This window comes from Szabonella alba, assembly GCF_016765775.1.
Lineage (GTDB): Bacteria > Pseudomonadota > Alphaproteobacteria > Rhodobacterales > Rhodobacteraceae > Szabonella > Szabonella alba.
In genome coordinates, this window is record NZ_JAESVN010000003.1 from 22348 (window position 1) to 42845 (window position 20498).

Below are 20498 nucleotides of genomic sequence, written 5' to 3' on the forward strand. Positions count from 1 at the left end.
GCCACGGGAGGGAGTTTAGGGGGCCAATCTGGCATCAATATGGTCGCTTGTGGCGGGAAGCGGAAGGACAGAGGCCCAGAAGGCGGGCGCATGCGGCGGCTCAGCGCCGGATCGCGCTGCCTGTCCGGACCGGCCGGATACCGCTTCGCCGGGCCGCGACCCACAGAACCGGACCTGCCAGCACTGAAAGGGCAAGGCCAAGACGGGCAGCCTCTTGCATCATCCCGCCGGGCAGGGACCCGTGCAACATCAGCAGCGGCACGGTAAAGCCGATCCCGGCCAGCCCCGCAATCAGCGCCGGTTCGCGCCAGCCGGGGGCAAGGTCAAGCCGCAAGCCAAGGCCCCGGCACAGCAGGATCGCCGCCATCACCCCTGCCGGTTTGCCGATCCAGAACGCAAGCAGCGTGATCGCCGTGGTCGGCTCGGACAGAAGGCCGGGCAGAATGGCGCCATGGGTGAAGGCGAAAAGCGCCAGAACCAGCAAAAGCGGCGTCATCAGCAGATGTGACAGCCGGTTCAGCGGATCGGTCAGAAAGCCCTCGGCCTCGGCAAAAAGGCCAAAACTGCGGTCGGAATGCGGCATGGCGGGCAACAGCGGCAAAAGCCCCAGCGCGGGCGGAAACCCTGCCATCGCGACCCCGAACCAGCTGACAATCCCCGGCAGGGCCCAAAGCCACAGATGCTGCGCGCGCTGGCGCGTGACCTCACTGGCATCGGGGCGCTGTGCAGGACGGGTCAGCAGGACATGGGCAAGACAGGCCGCCGCAAGCGGCAGGATCAGCCACAGAAAGCGCGAGACCTCCAGCCCTTGCAAGGCTGGCGCAAAAAGCCCCGCCATCACCAGCGCCGTCACATCGGCAAAGATCGTGACAAAAAGCAGGATCTGCAAGGCAGGATGACCCCGGCCAAGGATCATGCACCCGAAAAGAAAGGCAAGGATCGTGTCCCCGGCCAGCGGAAAGACCCAGCCGGGCGTGCCTGCAGCCTCTTCCGCCGTTTGCAGCAGCGCGCTGGCCAAGGTCCAGACCAATGCGCCGCCCGCCATCCCGCCAAGCGCCACCAGCAAGGGGCCGGGCAGGCGCCCCCTTGCAGCAAGGCCCCGATCCAGCCGCAGCGATTCCCATAATTCCTTGCCGATCAGCAGCAGGAAAAAGGGCATCAGCAGGCCTGATATCAGTGTCGCGGGGGTCACTCCGGGGGCGAAAAGCCTGCGACCCAGATCCGACAGTGGCCATTCCACCAGATCGTAATAGGTCGCGGGCGCCAGTCCGACGCAAAGCGCGGCCAGACCCGCACCGGAAATCAGCACCAGCCCATAGCGGCGCAGGACAGGGGAAACGGGAGTCAAGACTCATCAACCTTGCGAAAGAACATGGATTCGACCCTAGGGGGGCGGGGCGCCATTCTCAATGATCGGGCACAGGAAGTGCTGCGGAATTACCGGTCTGTGACGTTGCTGCATCTTGCCGGGCCCTGCCGCCATCGGTTAGCTCAACGCCGATTGCCGCGCGTGCTGCCGCCGGATGCCTGTTTTCCCGCCGAATGCCCCGTGAAAGGAGGCCCGACATGACCGCGCTTGACGATGCCCACAGCGCCATGATGGCCGCAGACGGGGACGAGACCGCGCCGGATGCCGCGCGGCTGCGCTATTTTGCGGCGCTGGCGGATGCCGAACTGGTGGTTCTTCTGGACCATGTGGCCGAGGGCGGTGCCGAGATCACCCCGCGTCTGTTTGATCTTGAGGACGGACCGGTGGTTCTGGCCTATGACGGTGAGGACCGGCTGGCGGTCGCGGCGGGCGGGCCTGCCGCCTATGCCGCCCTGCCGGGCCGGGCGGTTGCGCGGCAACTGGCGGGGCGGGGCATCGGGCTGGGCCTCAATCTGGGCGCCGGGTCGGCCGAATTCCTGCTGGATCCTGCGGCGGTGGACTGGCTGGCCCGGGTGCTGGATCACGGGCCGGTCGCCGCCGAGGCGCGGCCCGAGACCTTCACCTCGCCCAAGGCGCTGCCCGGCGCGCTGTTGTCGGCGCTGGATGCGAAACTGGCCCGGGCGGCCGGACTGGCGCGTGCCGTGCTGATCGCCGGGGTGCGTTACGGCGACGGGCGGCAGGGCCATATGCTGGCCTTTCTCGATGCCGTTCCGGCCGCCGAAAGCGCGCTGGCCCGGGCGGCGGCCGAGGCGCTGACCTTTTCGGGCATCGAGGCGGGGGAGATCGACGTGACCTTCTTGGCCGGAACCGATCCCGCGGCCCTTGCCATGGCAAAGGCTGCGCTGCGCATCGACCTGCCCGAGGCCCCCGCCGCTGACAGCCGCGCCGCAACAGCGCCGCGCGCGCCCGGAAGCGATCCGGACAAGCCGCCCATTCTGCGCTGATTTGTGGGGTATTTTAATACCTATTTTGTAAGTATATGTTATATAGTGAAATTATCATATCGGACAGACTTGACCCGAACGCCGCGCTGAAGGATACACCGTCATCGTTTCTTTGCGGGTATCCCCCGCCTCCGTTACAGGGCTGACCATGAAAACCTTTACCGCAACGCCTGCGGATATTGACAAGAAATGGATCCTGATCGATGCCGAAGGTATCGTTCTGGGCCGTCTCGCCACGATCGTGGCCAATATCCTGCGCGGCAAGAACAAGCCGACCTTCACGCCGCACATGGACATGGGTGACAATGTCATCGTCATCAATGCCGACAAGGTACAGATGACTGGCAACAAGCGCGCCGACAAGCGCTATTACTGGCATACCGGCCATCCGGGCGGGATCAAGTTTCGCACCGCAGCGCAGGTTCTGGACGGCGCCCACCCCGAGCGCGTCGTGACCAAAGCGGTTGAGCGGATGATCACCCGCAACAGCCTTGGTCGCCAGCAGATGACCAATCTGCGCGTCTATGCCGGTGCCGAGCATCCGCATGAGGCCCAGCAGCCCACCGTTCTCGACCTTGCGGCGATGAATCCCAAGAATACGCGGAGCGCATGACCATGTCCGAAATCAAATCTCTTGACGATCTGAAATCGGCCGTGTCGGGCACCCCCGCCGCTGCCGAAGCCGCCGCCGAAGCCCCCAAGCGGGAGCCGATGCGCGACAAGCTGGGCCGCGCCTATGCGACCGGCAAGCGCAAGGATGCGGTTGCCCGCGTCTGGATCAAGCCCGGTTCGGGCAAGGTCTCGGTCAATGGCAAGGCGATGAACGAGTATTTCGCGCGTCCCGTGCTGCAGATGATCCTTGCACAGCCCTTCACCGTCGCCGGTGTCGAAGGCCAGTTCGACGTGATGGCAACGGTTGCCGGTGGCGGTCTGTCGGGTCAGGCGGGCGCGGTGAAGCATGGCGTCTCGAAGGCGCTGCAGCTTTACGATCCCACCCTGCGCGCGGCGCTGAAGGCGGCAGGCTTCCTGACCCGTGACAGCCGCGTGGTGGAACGCAAGAAATACGGCAAGCCGAAGGCGCGCCGCAGCTTCCAGTTCTCCAAGCGCTGATCTTTCGGTCGCTGGATATTCGGAAAGGGCGCAGGATTTCCTGCGCCCTTTTCATTTTGCGGGATGGTGTTGCCCGGGGATCATGCCGCGCGCTGCCCCGTCCGGCATGGCTGCACGGCATCAACTGTCACAGGGATGTCCGATCAAAAAAGAGGCCGCATCCTTGGATGCGGCCAGTCGGGGAATGTCCTGTCGGAAAGGTCCGGGGACAGGGAGCAGGCAGGGGATCAACCCTGTCGGATCAACCTTGCCAGAATGGTCTGGCGGCTTCGGTTCGGGCCTCATCGCGCGCCAGACCGATATCGCGCAGCAGATGCGCATCCAGCCGGGCCAGCGCCTTTCGGCTCTGGCGGCGTTCCTCCCAGGCCAGCAGCGCGACCGACAGCGCGTAACCGATACGCGCCAGCGGCGGCAGCGACGGATGGGCGGCGGGGCTATAGGCGGAAAGACGGATCATGGGCTCGCTCATTGTATCGACACAAACGGGATTGACTGTGTGATTCTATTAATACAAAGTCCGCATAAGAACGCCAGAGGAACATTGTGACAGATACAAATTGGCTCCCCGACCTGACACAAAGTGACGGTCCGAAATATCTGGCGCTGGTGCGCGCGTTGCGGGATGCGATCCGGGCGGGCGAACTGACCCCGGGGGCGCAATTGCCCACGGTGCGCGACCTGGCCTGGGAAATGAAGGTGACGCCGGGGACGGTGTCGCGCGCCTATCAACTGGCCACACAAGAGGGGCTGCTGGCCGCGACGGTGGGGCGGGGCACGTTCGTCGCCCCGGACCGGCCCCGTTTTGGCCCGACGCAAAGCTTCTATATCGAGCGTGAACCCGAAAGCCTGAACGGACGGATCGACATGCGCGCGCCGCGTCTGCCGGAACTGGGGCAGGGGGCGGCCTTTGATGCCGCAATGACGGCCTTGCGCGACCGGATCCGGGGGGACTGGCTGGATTATCCCAGCCAACGCGACGAGGCGGTGCTGCGCGAGGCACTGGTGGACTGGCTGGCCGATCGCATCCTTGGCCCGGTTTCGGCCGAGGACATGGCGCTGTGCTATGGCGGGCAGCATGCGATCATGATGGTCTATCAATGCTGTCTGCGCGGCGACCGGCCCACGGTGCTGATCGAGGAACTGGCCTATGCCGGGTTCCGCCATGCCGCGAAACTGGCCCGGGCCGAACTTGTGGGGGTCGAGATTGACGCCCATGGCTTGTGCCCCGACGCGCTGGAGGCCGCCTGTCGTCGCCACGCGCCGCAGATCCTGTGCGTGACGACCGAGGCGCAGAACCCCACCACTGCCAGAATGCCCGTGGAGCGCCGCCGCCGGATTGCCGAGATCGCCCGGGCGCATGACCTGCAGATCATCGAGGATGACTGCTATTCCATCAGCCAGAGCAACATGCCCGCCCTGCGCGCGCTGGCCCCCGAACGCACCTGGTATATCGGCAGCTTTTCCAAGACCATCTCGGCGGCGCTGCGTCTGGGGTATATCCTCTGCCCGACCGGAATGGGGCAGGCGGGGCGGCTGACGGCGCAGCATTCCTTCTTTGCCCTGTCGCGCCCGATTTCCGACCTGTGTCATGAACTTCTGTCCTCGGGTGTCGCCGATGACCTGCGCCGCCGCGTGCAGGGCGGATTTTCCGATCGGCTGGAAGGCGTGGTCAATGTGCTGGGCCGTCATGCGCTGCACTGGCAGCCGGGTCTGCCCTTTGTCTGGCTGGATCTGCCGGCGGGCTGGCGGGCCTCGACCTTCGCGCGCATGGCCGAGGCTGAGGGCGTGTTGTTGCGTTCCGCCGATGAATTTGCCCTGATCCATGGCCGCGCGCCCCATTCGGTGCGGCTGGCCGTTCCCGGCAATCACAGCCGCACCCGGATCGAGGAGGCCTGTCTGCGGCTTTCGCGGCTGCTGGACAGCCCGCCTGCGGAAATCTCGGTCTGACCTGTTGCCAAAACGACTCGACTGTCGGGGAATCACCGCGCGCCCTGCGCGTCGTGATTGACCGGGGCCGGGTCGGGGCGCATCTTTTGACCATCGAGCAAAATAAAAAACGAGATCCGAAAATGGGTTATCAGAATGGCTTTCACGCGCCCAATGGCGGCGCGGACTTCCTGGGCTACAGGCGCAACAGCAAGGGCATGACCGAGGTGGTCTATGATGACGGCGTGAACCGTCGCATGATCTGGCGTGTTTCGGGCCAGAATGTGCGCGAGGCCGATCTGTCTGCCGCTTTGGGTAAGGCGGTTGCAGCGCTGCGCGTCGTGCCCGCGCTGATTACCGAACTGAAGAAACGCGCCATCGCGATTGAGCGGATCTGAGCGCAGTCCGCGTCTGACCCGGGGCTGGGGCACGGTCGTTTTCCGGACCGGCGCGCATGGCATCACGACTGCTCAACCGGCAGGCACTGCGATGCCTGAAAGACCGGCAAACGGGGCGTTCATCGTCTCGTTTCTCTTTTCAGCCGTGAAAAGCTGTGCCACAGATACCAAAAGAGCGGTCGGGGGCAGGGTATGAGTGAAGGGTCATTCTGGGCGCGGATACGACGCACGGAAGGCGGCAGCGGCCTGCTGCTTGTGGCGCCTCCGGGGCTTTATGCCATCCTGCTGCTGGCGGCCCCCCTTGGCACGATCCTGCTCTATTCCTTCCTGACCGATGGCTATCTGGAAATCATCCGCGACTTCACGCTGATGAATTATTCCGAGGCATGGACGAATGAGCTTTACCGTTCGGTGATGGTGCGCTCACTGGCCGTGTCTATGGCGGTGACGGCGATCACGGTGCTGCTGGCCTTTCCCATCGCCTATTTTGTCAGCTTCCATGTCGAGCCGTCGAAGAAATCGCTCTGGCTGTTTCTGATCACCATTCCGTTCTGGACCTCATATCTGATCCGGGTTTTCCTGTGGAAGGTGATCCTTGGCTATAATGGCGTGGTCAATTCGGGGCTTCTGGGTATCGGCATCATCGACGAGCCGCTGACCTTCATCCTTTACAACGTCAATTCGGTCGTCATCACGCTGGCCCATGCCTATGCGCCCTTTGCGATCCTGCCGATCTTTGTGGCGCTGGAAAAGATCGACCGCAGCCTGCTTGAGGCCGGGCAGGACCTTGGGGAATCGCGCTTCATGACCTTCCTGCGCGTGACGCTGCCGCTGGCCATGCCGGGCGTTGTTGCCTCGATTCTGATCGTATTCATCCCGACCATCGGGGACTATGTCACCCCGCAACTGGTGGGCGGCCCCGAGGGGCGGATGATCGCGAACCTGATCCAGCTGCAATATCTGCGGCTGGACAACTATCCGATGGGGTCGGCCATCGCGGTTTCGGGCATGATGCTGGTCGTGCTGACCATCTTCTTTGGCTGGGCACAGGCGCGGCTGTTCGGGGCGGCGTTCCGATGGTTCAACGGCACGATGCCCTGGGTGGCGGCGGTGGCGATGGCCTTCCTTTCCATCGCGGCGAATTTTGGGGGCGTGCTGCTGATCGCCTCGCTGCTGCCGGGGGCGGTCGCGGGTGTTCTGCTGATCCTGAGCTGGCATATCGCGCTTCTTGTGATGCTCAAGCGCGGGGGGGGCATGGCATGAAGGTCAACGGCTTCAAACTCTACGCCTTCTGCTATCTGATCTTTCTGTATGCGCCGATCATCCTGCTGCCGATGTTCGCCTTCAACGACGCGACAGTGATCGCCTTTCCGCTGACGGGATTTTCCACCCGCTGGTTTGAGGAGATGGCGACCCAGCCGACCCTGCATCTGGCGGTGAAGAACTCGCTGTTCATCGCGGTGACATCGGCGGTGCTGTCAACGATCCTTGGCATATTCGCGGCCCGCGCCTCGACCCGCTACCGCTTTCCCTTCAAGGCGGGGATCATGGGGCTGATCATGCTGCCGCTGGTGCTGCCCGAGATCATCGTGGCGGTGTCCTTGCTGGTGGTGCTGCTGGGGCTCGGCGTGCCCTTGTCGCTGATGACCGTGATCCTTGGCCATGTGCTGATCTGCACGCCCTTCACCATCGCGATCCTGTCTTCGGCCTTCCAGAGCCTTGACCAGAGCCTTGAGGAAGCCGCCTATGACCTGGGTGAAACGCCCGCCTCGACCTTCCGGCTGATCATCCTGCCGCTGGTCATGCCGGGGATCATCTCCTCCTTGCTGATCTCCTTCACGATCAGTCTGGATGAATTCATCATCGCCTTCTTCCTTGCGGGAACCCAGCCGACACTGCCGGTCTATATCTTCTCGCAATTCCGTTTCCCGCAGGCGGTCCCTGTGATCATGGCGCTTGGAACGATCCTTGTCTGCCTGTCCATCGTCCTGCTGTCCATCGCTGAATATTTCCGCCGCCGCGGCATCGCCCGGTCCGGCGGCAAGGATACCGGAGGCTTCCTGTGACCGAGAAACCCACCATGATCGCGTTTCAGGACGTGCATAAATATTACGGTGATTATCACGCGCTGCGCGGCATCACCGCGACGATCCGGGCAGGGGAGTTCTTTTCACTGCTGGGGCCTTCGGGCTGTGGCAAGACCACGCTTTTGCGCACCATCGCGGGGTTTGAGGGCATTGACCGCGGCGTGGTGATGATCGACGGCAAGGACATGGCCGGGGTGCCCGCGAACAAGCGGCCCACCAATATGGTGTTCCAGTCCTATGCGATCTTTCCACATATGTCGGTGGCCGAAAATGTGGGCTTCGGTCTGCGCCGTGCGGGCCTGTCCAAGGCTGATCTTGCCGCCCGTGTGGGAGAGGCGCTGGAGATGGTGGGGCTGAAAGGCTATGGCGCGCGCGCGGCCCATGCGCTTTCGGGCGGGCAGCGGCAGCGCGTGGCGCTGGCCCGGGCGCTGATCCTGAAACCCAAGGTTCTGCTGCTCGATGAACCCCTGTCGGCGCTGGACAAGAAGATGCGCGAACATATGCAGGTGGAACTGATCCGCCTGCAGCGGCAGGTCGGCATCACCTTCATTCTGGTGACCCATGATCAGGAAGAGGCGCTGGTCATGTCCGACCGGATCGCCGTGATGTTCGAAGGGGAGATCGCGCAGCTTGCCGATCCCGAAACGCTCTATCGTCGCCCGAACAGCCGCACGGTGGCAAATTTCATCGGCACGATGAATTTCCTGCCCGCCACTGTAACATCCGAGATGGGCGGCCGGATCGAGATCGAGGCGGCCGGTTTCGGCGCGATGGCCCTTGAGGCGGCACAGGCACCCGGTGCCGTGACCGGGGGGGAGGTTTCGGTGGGCTTCCGCCCCGAAACCCTGACGGTCCTTTTTGACGGGCAATCCGCCGGGGATCGCGAAAGCATGGCAACGATCGAGGAAGTCGTCTATTTCGGTGACATGACCTATTACGATGTGCGGCTGGATGGCACGCAAAGCCCGGTCCGCATCTCCATGCGCAATGTCTTTGGCCGTCCGGTGCTGGATATCGGCACCCGCACAAGGGTCGGCTGGTCGCCGGGGGCGATGGTGCTGTTCCGCTAGGAAAACGCCCCGCTTAGCATTCTGATCTTTCTCTTGGCCCAAATACCCCCGCGGGTGCGGGGACTGGCCCCGTGTGGGTGTTCATCTGATCTGTCCATAAGGTTTCAGAAGGTTTGACCACAGCCGCCGATATCCGGGATGGCGAGGCCCTGAGTATCGAAAGCGAACTAAATTTCCTTGGACCGGCAGACGTCGCGGAGAATCGAGGTGAGATGCACAAAATCCTTGTTCGCGCTGTTCGCGCTGAGTCCATCATCGCCCATCTTCTCCACCCACCACTCCCTTAATTTGAACAGGTCACGGGTGGTGATCTCGTCAAGACTGATATCCCCGATGACCTCGATGAAGTTGGCGACGGCCTTCTTGCGCGGGTTTTCCCAGCGCCTGATCTGGTCCTCGGTCTTCCCGAGGGTCTTGACCTTGGCGACGGTCCAGTAGCGTTCCAGCGCGCGGCTGACCGTCAGGCGCGGAGGCTTCGCTCCACCAAGCAGGGCCTCGGCCTCAAGCCTGTCCACGCGCCCGGATGGCTTAAGGGATTTCTCGACCCGCTCCACGATCTCATCGACCGGGCAGGCGGGCGACCTTATCGGCGGTGAGGAAGCGGAAGCCGCGCTTCGCGGCCAAATTGCGGGCGGCCTCCATGCGCTGGAAGGCTTCGGCATCTTCGCCTCACAAGCCTCGATCATGTCCGCCCAGATCTTGGTGGCCTTTATCGACGCAACACTTTCGGAGTCGGTGTGCAAGGACAGGAAAATCATGTCCCGGTCCTCGACGCGATTGTAGCGCTGAGGAACCCGTTTTCTGAGATAAAAGGTCTGGCCGCGCTTTTGAATCGTCATCGCGATATTTGCCCACAGTCATTCGATTACATCAGGACACAGTGTGGCGGACTGTGTGTCATTATGTGCATCAAATCACGTGATGTGAACCGTGACGCGCCCGCATCTGGAGGCTTTTACATTTAATAACAGCGCTATAGATGGATTTGAATGTGGCGGAGCCGAAGGGATTCGAACCCTCGAGACGGTTCCCCGCCTGCACCCTTAGCAGGGGTGTGCCTTCGACCACTCGGCCACAGCTCCGCCAGCACGTTTATCACCCGAGCCTGCGGGGGCAAGGCCAAAAATCGCGGGTCCCGAAAATCATGGGTCATCGGGATTTGCGGTTTGATCGGAATTATTGTCCCGGCTCCCATGCAGGTCGTCCTTGCCCATCCCGGTCAGTCCCCCGGCTACCCGTCTGCGCAACGGCTCTGCCGACCGCGCAACGGGGGGGATCTGCAATGAATGACATCGGGCGAGGGGACGCAATCACACCGCGCCGCAGGGTCTGGCCGCGCGCAGCGGCTTGAACGGGGGCGACTCTGCGGTCTGGCCGGGTCTGGCGAAGCCCTTCACCGCTTGAACCACGCGTCCCGCTGCCTTAGACAAGGGGGCCGGACAAATCGGGAATGCTGCACATGCTGGATCTGACCTATGAGACCCCCAAGCCCAAGGTGATCGCCGGGGCGAAACATGACTGGGAACTGGTCATCGGGATGGAGATCCATGCGCAGGTCTCGTCCAATTCCAAACTGTTCTCGGGGGCCTCGACACAGGTGGGGGCGGAACCCAATTCCAATGTGGCCTTCGTCGATGCGGCCATGCCCGGGATGCTTCCGGTCATCAATGAATTCTGCATCGAACAGGCGGTGCGCTCGGGGCTGGGGCTGAAGGCGGCGATCAACCTGCGCTCGGCCTTCGACCGCAAGAACTACTTCTATCCCGACCTGCCGCAGGGCTATCAGATCAGCCAGCTTTACCATCCTATCGTGGGCGAGGGGGAGGTGCTGGTCGAAATGGGCCCCGGCGTGGCGCGTCTGGTGCGGGTGGAACGCATCCATCTGGAACAGGATGCAGGCAAGTCGATCCATGACATGGATCCGACGATGTCTTTCGTCGATTTCAACCGCACCGGTGTGGCCCTGATGGAAATCGTTAGCCGCCCCGATATTCGCGGACCCGAAGAGGCGGCAGCCTATGTCACCAAGCTGCGCCAGATCCTGCGTTATCTTGGCACCTGCGACGGCAATATGCAGAACGGAAATCTGCGGGCAGATGTGAACGTGTCTGTCTGCCGTCCCGGCCAGTATGAGAAATATCAGGCGACACAGGATTTTGCGCATCTTGGCACGCGCTGCGAGATCAAGAACATGAACTCGATGCGCTTCATGACGCAGGCCATTGATTATGAGGCCCGCCGCCAGATCGCGATTCTGGAAGATGGCGGCGAGATCGTGCAGGAAACCCGGCTTTATGACCCGGACAAAGGGGAGACCCGGTCCATGCGCTCCAAGGAAGAGGCGCATGATTACCGCTATTTCCCCTGTCCCGACCTGCTGCCGCTTGAGATTGAACAGGCTTGGGTCGATCAGATCGCGGCCACGATGCCCGAACTGCCTGATGCCAAGAAGGCGCGTTTCATGGCCGATTTCGGTCTGACCGACTATGACGCCAATGTGCTGACCGCCGAACTGGATGCCGCAGGCTATTTCGAGGCGGTGGCCAGGGGGCGGGATGGCAAGCAGGCGGCGAACTGGGTCATCAATGAACTTTTCGGGCGGCTGAACAAGGAAGGTGTCTCGATCACGGAGACGCCGGTTTCCGCAGATCAGCTGGGCGGAATCGTTGACCTGATCGCCTCGGGTGAGATTTCGGGCAAGATGGCCAAGGACCTGTTCGAGATCATCTGGAGCGAAGGCGGAACCCCCGCCGAGGTGGCCGCCGCGCGCGGCATGAAACAGGTTACCGATACAGGCGCCATCGAGGCGGCGGTGGATGAGATCATCGCGGCCAACCCGGCACAGGTCGAAAAGGCCCGTGCCAATCCGAAACTTGCAGGCTGGTTCGTCGGGCAGGTCATCAAGGCGACGGGTGGTAAGGCGGCACCGCAGATGGTCAATGAACTGGTGGTGAAGAAACTCGGCCTCTGACCGGGCGGATCCTTGCCGCCGCCCCGCAAGGGGGTGGCAAGGCCCCGGGTCCCGGGCCATGATGGCCCCGCCGAAAGGGAGAACCCATGCAGCACTACGAATACAAGGTGGTCCCGGCCCCCCTGAAAGGGGAAAAGGCCAAAACCGCGAAGACGACGCCCGAGCGTTTCGCGGTCGCGCTGATGAATGTGATGAACACGCTTGGCGCCGAAGGCTGGGACTATGTCCGCGCGGATACGCTGCCTTGTGAGGAACGCTCGGGTTTCACCGGCACCAAGACATCCTTTCTGCATATGCTGGTGTTCCGCCGCGCCCTGCCGCAGGAGGGGACCGAGGCCAAGGGCAAGGCGCGCGGCAATGCGCCGGCGCTGACCTCATCCGAGGCAGCAACGATGATCGCCACGATGCCGGATGAGCCACGCCTGTCGGCGGATCGCGGCGCCTCGGATCGCGTGGCGGTGGACCGTCCGGCACCGGCGCGTACCGTGCCGCCCCGCACTGTTCCGCCCGGCAAGGATGCCCCCCGAAACGATGCGTCCCGCGCGGATCCCCCTGTGCAGCGAAAAAGCGGCCCGGGCGATCAGGCGGCAGAATAGGGCAGGCGTGCTGCGGCCCGGATACCCCGCGCGCGCCGCACGAAAAAAGCCCCGTATGATCTGCGGGGCTTTTGTTTTGGTCGGGTGGCGCGATACTTCAGCCCTGACGGGCCAGCGTCTCGATGGTGCCGCGCAGGCCCTCAAGCTGATAGCCGAAGCGCGCGGGAATGCCAATCAGGTCATCGGCGGGCATCTTGCCTGCATGGGCCAGCGCCCAGACCTGCGACGACCGGTTGCCCGAGGCGCAATAGGCCAGAACCGGGCCGTCGGACGCTTCGATCGCGGCGGCCTGTGCGGTCACATTCTCCATCGTCATCGCGCCGCCGATCACCGGATTGACAATAAACCGCAGCCCCAGCGCCTCGGCTGCCGCCTGCATCGGGCCCGCGCCGATTTCCCCCGGGATCTCGGCATCGGGGCGGTTGTCGATCACGGTCGTGAAACCGGCCTCGCGGATCGCGGGCAGGTCTTCCAGCGCGATCTGCGGTGAAACGGCGTAATCGGGGGTCAGCGAACGGATGTCCATGAAAACTCCTCAGACGGTAGGGGCAGGCGCCCGGTCAAGCCGGGTCCGCAGCACAGGTGCCGCCACCATACCCGCCAGCATCGCCACAAGGAAGAGCAGCCCGCCCCAGCCGCCAAACCCAAGCGAGGCCATCGCCGGGCCGGGGCACAATCCGGCCAGCCCCCAGCCCATGCCGAACAGCACCGACCCCAGCAGGAGACTGCGGTCGATCCGCTGCGACGGCGGGCTGGGCAGGTCCTGCCCGAGCACCGACCGGCTGCGCCTCGTGGCAATGCGCCATGCAATCGCCATCGGCAGAATCGCACCGCCCAGAACGAAGGCCAGTGTCGGATCCCAGGCCCCGAACACATCCAGCCAGCCCTGCACCTTGGTCGTGTCCACCATGCCCGAGATCAGCAGACCCGTGCCGAACAGCGCGCCCGCAAGGGTTGCAAAGAGGTTCCGCTGCATCATATCACCCCCAGAAGATGCCGGAAGGCGACCATGACCAGCCCCCCCGCGAGCAGATAGGCCAGGGTCGCCAGGATCCCTCTCAGCGACAGGCGCGAGATGCCGCAGACGCCATGCCCCGAGGTACAGCCATTGGCCAGCCTTGTGCCGACACCGACCAGCAGCCCCGCCACCACGATCACCGCGACATTCTGCGTCAGATGCGTCTCATAGCCGCCGGTCAGCGCCGCGATCAGCGCGGGCACAAGGATCAGCCCGGCCAGAAAGCTCAGCCTTTCCGCCGCATTGCTGCGCCCTGACCCGTCAACCAGCCCGCCGACAAGGCCCGAGGCCCCCATGACGCGACCATTCATCAAAAGAAACATCGCAGCGGCAAGGCCGATCATCAGGCCGCCGCCAAGGCCCATGATCCAGTCAGGGTCTATCATCCGCGTCTTTCCTTCCTTTCAGGGCAGGGCTGTCGCCCACCGGTCTTGCACCGCGCGCAGGCCGCCCGGGACTCAAAGTTTGTTCAACGGCACCTTGAGATAGCTGACGCCATTTTCCTCAGCCTCGGGCATCTGGCCCGCGCGCATGTTGATCTGCAGGGACGGGATGATCAGCCGGGGCATGTCCAGTTTCGCGTCCCGGTCGTTGCGCATGCGGATAAAATCCGCTTTCGACTTTCCCGCACCGACATGGCGGTTCAGGCGTTTCTGATCGCCGACCGTGCTTTCCCAGGCATAGGTCTCCCGCCCCTCGGCCTTGTAGTCATGGCCGACGAAAATCCGCGTCTCTTCGGGCAGGGCAAGGATCTTCTGGATCGAATCCCACATGGTTTCTGCCGATCCGCCGGGGAAATCGCAGCGCGCCGTGCCGAAATCGGGCATGAACAGCGTGTCGCCGACAAAAGCCGCATCGCCCGCCACATAGGTCAGGCAAGCAGGCGTGTGCCCGGGCGTATGCAGCACATCGACGCGCAACTGGCCGAGAGTGATGCTGTCGCCTTCACGGAACAGCCGGTCAAACTGCGATCCGTCGCGCTGAAAGCGGGTGCCCTCGTTGAAAACCTTGCCGAAGGTGTCCTGCACAACGGTGATCCGTTCACCGATCCCGATCTGGCCGCCAAGGCTTTCCTGTATATAGGGCGCTGCCGACAGGTGATCCGCATGGACATGGGTTTCAAGGATCCAGTGCAGATCCAGCCCTTCGGCCTTGATGAAGGCGATCACCGCATCGGCCGAGCGCGTATCGGTCCGCCCCGACGCATAGTCGAAATCCAGCACCGAATCGATCACCGCGCAGGCGCGGCCCTCGGGTTCCTGCAATACATAGGTCAGCGTATTCGTGGCCTCGTCGAAAAAGGCATGGATCAGCGGTTTCATGGGAAAGCTCCCTTTCTGCGGTTCTGATACTGGATATAGCAGTGGCAAAACATATTTCAAGATTTGAATATGACGCTTTACCGAACCTCTCCTTGCCCGTATCGCGGGGATGGGGCAGGCCAGACCGCGCAAGGGATTGCAATGACGGCCAAAGCACCTGTTAATATGGCAAAGTCGACAGGGGCGGGCATGACACATTCGGATGCGACGGCACAGGATGGGCAGGGGGCAGCGCCCGGACAGGCCGCAACCACCCCCATTGCAGACCCTGCACCGCAGTCCGGCCCGCAGCGCGGACAGGCCGATGCCCCGGCGCGACTTGAGGTGCTGGGCGATGTCGCGGTCCTGATCCTTGACAATCCGCCGATCAATGCGCTTGGCCATGGCTTGCGTCAGGCGATGCAGGTGCTGCTGGAGGAGGCCGAGGCCGATCCGGCGGTGCGCGCGATCCTGCTGCTGGCCGAGGGGCGCAGTTTTCCCGCCGGGGCCGATATCAGCGAATTCGGCAAGCCACCCCGCGCGCCGCTGCTGCCCGATCTGTGCAGGCGGATCGCCGATTGCCCGAAACCGGTCATTGCAGCAATGCATGGATCCGCACTTGGCGGCGGGCTGGAACTCGCGCTGGCCGCGCATCATCGCATAGCACTGGCCTCGGCCCGGCTGGGCCTGCCCGAGGTTACGCTGGGGCTTTTGCCCGGGGCGGGAGGCACGCAGCGCCTGCCGCGCCTTGTGGGCGTGGAACCCGCGCTGCGCCTGATGCTGTCGGGCAAGCCTGTCACGGCCTCCGAGGCGCTGGCCATGGGGCTGGTGGACCGGATCTGCGAGGATGACCTGCCGGGTGCTGCCTATGGTTTTGCGCTGGACCTGCTGGCCGGGGATGTTCGCAAATCTGCGCCGGGCGGCATTGCCGATATCGCGGGCGGATTTGCAGCCATTTCCCGGGCGCGGGCCTCGGTGAAGGACAGGCCGGTTGCCGCTGCCGCGCGCATTGTCGATTGTGTCGAGGCGGCGATGCTGCTGCCTTTCGAACAGGGGCTGGAATTCGAACGCGCGGCCTTTCTGGATCTTGTCGCCACGCCCGAGGCGGCTGCCCTGCGCCATGTCTTCTTTGCCGAGCGCCGCGCGGCAGGCGCCTTCCGGACGGCCCGGGGCAAGGCGGCCGGGGCAGGGGCCGCGCGGATCGGCCATATCGCGCTTCTGGGGGTTGAACGACCGGCGCTGCGCCTGACGCTGATGGCCTTGCAGGCCGGGCTGCGTGTGACGATCGCCGATCCCGATGCGGCGGCGCTTTCGGAATTGCTGGAAGGCGTGGCCCTGTCGCTGGAAGAGGACAAGGCGGCGGGGCGGCTGGATGTGGGTGCGGCGGCGGATCGCTGGGCACGGATCCAGCCGGAACTGCCCGAGGCGCTGCCCGGCGGGATCGACATTGTTTTTCCGGACGGTGTCTTTGCGCAGCCGGGGGCAGTGCTGCCGGATCTTCCGGCCGGGGCGACCTGTGTGGGTTGGGGGCGTTCCGGACTGCAACGACCGGACGGAACCCGCCCACCCGCCGTGATCCTGCATCCCCCGGGACCGGGACCTGCGCGGCTGGCCGAGATCGTGACCGCCGAAGGTCAGGATGACAGCGTTGCCGCCGCGCTGGCGGACTGGTTCCGGGGGCAGGGTCTGGCGGTGATCCGGGCAACTGACCAGGGCGTTCTGGGCGCGATGGGGCAGGCGCTGCATCGCGCGATCGACCTTCTGCGTCAGGCCGAGGGACAAGAGACCTTGACCACGCAACTGCGCGGCTGGGGCTTTCTGCCGCATGACGATGGGCGTTTGGCCCCGCGCGGCGGCTTTGCGCCGTTCTGTGCCGGACATGGGGCGCCATTGCTGGGGGCGATGGCCAATGCCGGTCTGCATCTGTTGGGGGAGGGCGCGGCGCTGCGCCCGGGCGATCTGGACATGGCCGCGATTTCCGGGTTGGGCCTGCCGCGCTGGTCAGGTGGACCGATGTTCTGGGCCGGTCAGCGGGGGCTTCTGGTGCTGCGAGAGGATCTGCGCCGATGGGCGGAACACGATGCAGCACTATGGACGCCCGCGCCCTTGCTGGAGCGGATGCTGCGCGAAGGGGTGACGCTGGCGCAGTTGGATGCGTTATAGGCGGTCGGAACCGTGATCAGCGCAGCATGATGCCCGCAACCACCATCGCCAGCCCCAGCACCGAAATGCCCATCGCGGTCATGTTCAGCACCACCAGACGCTGAAGTTCGGCCCGCATCTGCGTGTCATCCAGGCCTGAGCGTCTGGCGCGCAACCCCTTGATGATACATACCACCAGCCCCAGAAAGCCGATCAGCGCCGCCGCCGCCCCCATCCAGATCAGGATCTGCATTGCCGTTCCTTTCCGCTGTTCCATCCCCTGCCGCAGCGCCTAACCGAGCATCGCGTCCCTGACAAGGGCAGCCCCGCGGGGGCCCGCACCCGGAAAGACCGGAATGAGCGCGCGGGGGGCGCTACCCCCGGGCAACGGTGCTTGAACCCGCCCCCGGCTCCGGGCTAGGGAAAGGGGCCGAACCGCATCCGTCCGGCTAATGGCCTGTTTCAGGAAGGACCCCGCAATGAGCGACGCCGCCGATTCCTATTCCGTCACCGCCGAGGAACTGCGCCAGTTCGTCGAACGCGCCGAACAGCTTGCCGCTGAAAAGAAAGATCTTGCCGAACAGGAGAAGGAACTGTTCGCCGAGGCCAAGGGCCGGGGCTATGACACCAAGGTCCTGCGCAAGGTGATCGCGCTGCGCAAGCGCAAGCCCGATGAGATTGCCGAGGAAGAGGCGGTGATGGAACTCTACAAGGCCGCCCTTGGGATGGCCTGACGCAAGGGCCTGCGGGCAGCAAGCGGGGCACATCTGTGCCCCGCTTGCTGCCTTCCTTCCGCCAGTCTCAGGCCGTGATGACCCGGATATCGGGCATCGCCAGCAGCCGTGCCATGTCCATGTCGTAATCGGCGTTGGCCTGCGCGATCATTGCCTCGGTCCAGCCGGGCATCTCGAACTCCAGGTCGATCCGGTCGCGCAGCGCGAATTTGTCCAGAAAGGCCGAAACGATGCGCCGCCGCTGCGCCGGGTTCTGCGGCGGATGGCTTTCCATATAGGCGGTCATGCGCTGCATCCCGTCCGCCGACATCAGGCTGCCCAGCAGATCGTCGCTGTCTTCCAGCACCGTCTCCGGCCCATGGCCTGAAACGGCCTGCAGGACCTCGGGCCAGATCAGCGGCGTATCCTCATCGCACCACAGCGTGATGGCGACATCCGGGTTGGCCGCGCGCAGCCCCGCCACCAGATCGGACCAGCGCAACAGGGTCAGATCGACCCCTTCCATGAACGCCTCGAACCCCAGCCCGCCCTGTTTCTGGTAAAGCGCCGGTATGAAGGTCGCGGGATTGCGCAGCGCCAGATGAAACTCGGTCTCTGCCTCGGGGAAGATCTGGCGAAAGCCGCGCATCCGTTCCCCGGCCGAGGCATAGAAGCCTGACCGCACCGCGCCCTGCGGATAGCCGGGGAAATTGTCCCATGAAAAGACCAGCCGCCGCGCCACGTCATTGCCGATGATCTCATCCAGAACAAGACTTTGGGTTTCCTCTCCGGCGGGCTGACCCTTCAGCGTCTTTGCCGTGTCGCGCAACAGCGTGCGATAGCGGGCAGGACCGGGAACGGCGATCCCCTCATCGGCGAGGGCCGCACGATTCTTGAGCAGACACCGCAGCAGGCGTTCCTCATCCGTGCAATGAAGCCCGAGGTGATAGACGATCTGCATTATGCCGAAATTCCCATATCTGCGCCCGTTCCGGGCCTTGTTTCCGCAAGCCTTGCCCGTCCGGTCAGGCCCGCTGCAAGGTTGCGGCGACTATACGGGCTTTTCTGGACAGTTAAACCGCTTTCCTGTAACCGGTCGCGATGGAAGCCGAGGCAAACAGTCAAGATATCCGGGCCCCGCGACCGGCCCAGCATCGGGCAAGCCGCCTGCCGGATTTCTGGACGCTGGGGGCGCTGGTCATCGCGGTTCTGGTCGTGGGGCCGGTGTTGGCCGTGGTCTGGATCGCGCTGAACCCGACCGAGAATATCTGGCCGCATCTGATGGCGACGGTGCTGCCGCGCTATCTGGCCAATACGCTGGTGCTGATGCTGGGGGTGGGGCTGCTGACGGCGGTGACGGGCAGTGTGACGGCATGGCTGGTCACGATGTACCGCTTTCCGGGCAGCCGGGTGCTGGATTACCTGCTGCTGTTTCCGCTGGCGATCCCGGCCTATGTCGGCGCCTATTCGTTGGTCGATTTTCTGGATTATTCCGGCCTTGTGCAGACCAGCCTGCGCGATCTGTTCGGCTGGACCACTGCCCGCGATTACTGGTTTCCGCAGATCCGCAGCCGTTGGGCCGCCATCGTGGTGCTGTCGGCAGCGCTTTATCCTTATGTCTATCTGCTGGCCCGTTCGGCCTTCCGTGAACAGTCCGGCGCCACCTATGAAGTCGCGCGCGCCCTTGGCCGGGGGCCATGGGGTCTGTTCTTTCGCGTCGGCCTGCCGCTGGCCCGGCCTGCCATCGCGATGGGCGTGGCGCTGGCGCTGATGGAGACGATCGCCGATTTCGGATCGGTGGTGCATTTCGGGGTGCAGACACTGACGACCGGCATCTTCTCGGTCTGGCTGTCGGGAGGCAATGCGGGCGGTGCGGCGCAACTGTCGCTGGTGTTGCTGGCGGTGGTGATCCTGCTTCTGGCGCTGGAACGCTCCAGCCGCCGCCGCGCCCGGTTTCACCGCCCCTCGCGTGCCGCGCGTCCCATCGTGGCACAGCGTCTGACCGGGATTGCGGCGGGGCTGGCGGTTCTGGTCTGCCTCGTGCCGCTGATGGTCGGTTTCGTGCTGCCGGTGGGCGTGATGCTGTCCCATGCGCTGGCGCGGCCCGAGGTCTGGTTCACCCCGGGCCTCGCGCAGGCGCTGACCAATACGCTGACCGTGGGGGGGATGGCGGCGCTGCTGACGGTGGCGGCGGCGGTTTTCATGGTCTACGGCGTGCGCCTGTCGCGCCATGGCCTGCCTGCGCGGCTGATGCCGGTGACGGCGGTCGGCTATGCGGCGCCCGGGGCGGTGCTGGCGGTGGGTATCCTGATCCCGCTGGCCGCATTGGACCACCGCATCGCCGATCTGGTTCTGGCGCTGACGGGCCATGATCCGGGCCTTCTGTTGACGGGCAGCGCCGCCGCGCTGGTTCTGGCCTATATGGTGCGCTTCTTTGCCATCGCGCAGGGAGCGGTCGATGCGGCTTTCGGCCGGGTCTCGCCCTCGTTGCCGCTGGCGGCGCGGTCGCTGGGCCGGGGGGCCGGGGGCACGCTGCGCGCGGTCTATCTGCCGCTGATGCGCGGATCGGTGGCAACGGCGCTGCTGGTGGTCTTTGTCGATTGCGTCAAGGAACTGCCTGCCACGCTGCTGCTGCGGCCTTTCAACTATGAAACGCTGGCCACGCGCGTCCATGATCAGGCCAGCGCCGAACGTTTGACCGAGGCCGCCCCCGCGGCGCTGCTGGTCATGGCGGTGGGGCTGTGCGCCGTGGCGATCCTTGCCCATGCCAACCGCGCCCGCAGCACGGGCTGA

At 64.3% G+C, this 20498-nt stretch carries 21 protein-coding genes, 1 tRNA gene and 1 pseudogene; 13 read left to right on the forward strand and 10 right to left on the reverse strand.

The window, feature by feature from the left end:
- Positions 1-100: 100 nt before the first annotated feature.
- Positions 101-1348, reverse strand: coding sequence for a Na+/H+ antiporter NhaA (locus JL811_RS07720; RefSeq protein ID WP_202687948.1), 1248 nt, complete (start codon positions 1346-1348; stop codon positions 101-103).
- A gap of 218 nt (positions 1349-1566) precedes the next feature.
- On the opposite strand from JL811_RS07720, the gene JL811_RS07725 reads away from it, so the two are divergent.
- From JL811_RS07725 to rpsI, 3 genes are all read left to right on the forward strand, one after another.
- The gene (locus JL811_RS07725; protein ID WP_202687949.1) at positions 1567-2373 is read left to right on the forward strand and encodes an SseB family protein; all 807 of its coding nucleotides are present in this window, start codon (positions 1567-1569) and stop codon (positions 2371-2373) included.
- Between the two features lie 148 nt (positions 2374-2521).
- Positions 2522-2986, forward strand: coding sequence for a 50S ribosomal protein L13 (rplM, locus tag JL811_RS07730; RefSeq protein WP_202687950.1), 465 nt, complete (start codon positions 2522-2524; stop codon positions 2984-2986).
- Between the two features lie 2 nt (positions 2987-2988).
- A complete protein-coding gene (rpsI, locus tag JL811_RS07735; RefSeq protein WP_202688488.1) occupies positions 2989-3483 on the forward strand; it encodes a 30S ribosomal protein S9 in 495 nt (164 codons plus the stop codon).
- A 241-nt stretch (positions 3484-3724) separates the two neighbouring features.
- On the opposite strand, the gene JL811_RS07740 is transcribed toward rpsI, so the two are convergent.
- Positions 3725-3940, reverse strand: a complete 216-nt coding sequence (locus JL811_RS07740) for a DUF1127 domain-containing protein (protein ID WP_202687951.1) — start codon at positions 3938-3940, stop codon at positions 3725-3727.
- An 86-nt stretch (positions 3941-4026) separates the two neighbouring features.
- On the opposite strand from JL811_RS07740, the gene JL811_RS07745 reads away from it, so the two are divergent.
- The 5 genes and pseudogenes from JL811_RS07745 to JL811_RS07765 all read left to right on the forward strand — a co-directional run bounded on the left by JL811_RS07745 (position 4027) and on the right by JL811_RS07765 (position 8964).
- Positions 4027-5430 carry an aminotransferase class I/II-fold pyridoxal phosphate-dependent enzyme gene (locus JL811_RS07745; protein ID WP_202687952.1) on the forward strand — a complete coding sequence of 468 codons (1404 nt, stop codon included), beginning with the start codon at positions 4027-4029 and terminating at the stop codon, positions 5428-5430.
- A 122-nt stretch (positions 5431-5552) separates the two neighbouring features.
- The gene (locus tag JL811_RS07750) at positions 5553-5807 is read left to right on the forward strand and encodes a hypothetical protein (RefSeq protein WP_202687953.1); all 255 of its coding nucleotides are present in this window, start codon (positions 5553-5555) and stop codon (positions 5805-5807) included.
- Between the two features lie 192 nt (positions 5808-5999).
- Positions 6000-6872, forward strand: a pseudogene (locus tag JL811_RS07755) (ABC transporter permease); the annotation flags it as partial.
- Positions 6873-7066: 194 nt separating this feature from the next.
- Positions 7067-7873, forward strand: coding sequence for an ABC transporter permease (locus JL811_RS07760; protein ID WP_202687954.1), 807 nt, complete (start codon positions 7067-7069; stop codon positions 7871-7873).
- A 14-nt stretch (positions 7874-7887) separates the two neighbouring features.
- Positions 7888-8964 carry an ABC transporter ATP-binding protein gene (locus JL811_RS07765; protein ID WP_202688489.1) on the forward strand — a complete coding sequence of 359 codons (1077 nt, stop codon included), beginning with the start codon at positions 7888-7890 and terminating at the stop codon, positions 8962-8964.
- Positions 8965-9131: 167 nt separating this feature from the next.
- Here the strand turns inward: JL811_RS07765 and JL811_RS07770 are convergent, their stop codons facing one another.
- Both JL811_RS07770 and JL811_RS07775 read right to left on the reverse strand, forming a co-directional pair.
- Entirely contained in the window at positions 9132-9803 is a 672-nt protein-coding gene (locus JL811_RS07770; protein WP_202687955.1) for a hypothetical protein, read from the reverse strand.
- Positions 9804-9956: 153 nt separating this feature from the next.
- Positions 9957-10046, reverse strand: a tRNA-Ser gene (locus JL811_RS07775).
- 377 nt (positions 10047-10423) lie between these two features.
- Between JL811_RS07775 and gatB the strand changes: the two genes are divergently transcribed.
- Both gatB and JL811_RS07785 read left to right on the forward strand, forming a co-directional pair.
- Complete coding sequence (gatB, locus tag JL811_RS07780; RefSeq protein ID WP_202688490.1) at positions 10424-11935, forward strand: Asp-tRNA(Asn)/Glu-tRNA(Gln) amidotransferase subunit GatB; 1512 nt, start codon at positions 10424-10426, stop codon at positions 11933-11935.
- 86 nt (positions 11936-12021) lie between these two features.
- Complete coding sequence (locus JL811_RS07785; protein ID WP_202687956.1) at positions 12022-12531, forward strand: DUF4177 domain-containing protein; 510 nt, start codon at positions 12022-12024, stop codon at positions 12529-12531.
- 97 nt (positions 12532-12628) lie between these two features.
- Here the strand turns inward: JL811_RS07785 and JL811_RS07790 are convergent, their stop codons facing one another.
- The 4 genes from JL811_RS07790 to JL811_RS07805 form a co-directional block, all read right to left on the reverse strand.
- Entirely contained in the window at positions 12629-13057 is a 429-nt protein-coding gene (locus JL811_RS07790) for a protein tyrosine phosphatase family protein (protein ID WP_202687957.1), read from the reverse strand.
- 9 nt (positions 13058-13066) lie between these two features.
- Complete coding sequence (locus JL811_RS07795; RefSeq protein WP_202688491.1) at positions 13067-13507, reverse strand: YeeE/YedE family protein; 441 nt, start codon at positions 13505-13507, stop codon at positions 13067-13069.
- Positions 13507-13932, reverse strand: a complete 426-nt coding sequence (locus tag JL811_RS07800; protein WP_202688492.1) for a YeeE/YedE thiosulfate transporter family protein — start codon at positions 13930-13932, stop codon at positions 13507-13509. The genes JL811_RS07795 and JL811_RS07800 overlap by 1 nt, the downstream gene beginning before the upstream one ends.
- 75 nt (positions 13933-14007) lie before the next feature.
- Positions 14008-14871, reverse strand: a complete 864-nt coding sequence (locus tag JL811_RS07805) for an MBL fold metallo-hydrolase (RefSeq protein ID WP_202687958.1) — start codon at positions 14869-14871, stop codon at positions 14008-14010.
- Between the two features lie 189 nt (positions 14872-15060).
- Between JL811_RS07805 and JL811_RS07810 the strand changes: the two genes are divergently transcribed.
- Positions 15061-17013: an enoyl-CoA hydratase/isomerase family protein gene (locus JL811_RS07810; RefSeq protein ID WP_202687959.1), complete on the forward strand. Its 1953-nt coding sequence runs from the start codon at positions 15061-15063 to the stop codon at positions 17011-17013.
- A 16-nt stretch (positions 17014-17029) separates the two neighbouring features.
- Here JL811_RS07810 and JL811_RS07815 read toward each other — a convergent pair whose 3' ends face one another.
- The gene (locus tag JL811_RS07815) at positions 17030-17245 is read right to left on the reverse strand and encodes a hypothetical protein (RefSeq protein WP_202687960.1); all 216 of its coding nucleotides are present in this window, start codon (positions 17243-17245) and stop codon (positions 17030-17032) included.
- 226 nt (positions 17246-17471) lie between these two features.
- On the opposite strand from JL811_RS07815, the gene JL811_RS07820 reads away from it, so the two are divergent.
- Positions 17472-17726, forward strand: coding sequence for a DUF2312 domain-containing protein (locus tag JL811_RS07820; protein ID WP_202687961.1), 255 nt, complete (start codon positions 17472-17474; stop codon positions 17724-17726).
- 67 nt (positions 17727-17793) lie between these two features.
- Here the strand turns inward: JL811_RS07820 and JL811_RS07825 are convergent, their stop codons facing one another.
- The gene (locus tag JL811_RS07825) at positions 17794-18666 is read right to left on the reverse strand and encodes a hypothetical protein (RefSeq protein WP_202687962.1); all 873 of its coding nucleotides are present in this window, start codon (positions 18664-18666) and stop codon (positions 17794-17796) included.
- Positions 18667-18806: 140 nt separating this feature from the next.
- Here JL811_RS07825 and JL811_RS07830 point away from each other — a divergent pair, with 140 nt between their 5' ends.
- The gene (locus tag JL811_RS07830) at positions 18807-20498 is read left to right on the forward strand and encodes an ABC transporter permease (RefSeq protein ID WP_202687963.1); all 1692 of its coding nucleotides are present in this window, start codon (positions 18807-18809) and stop codon (positions 20496-20498) included.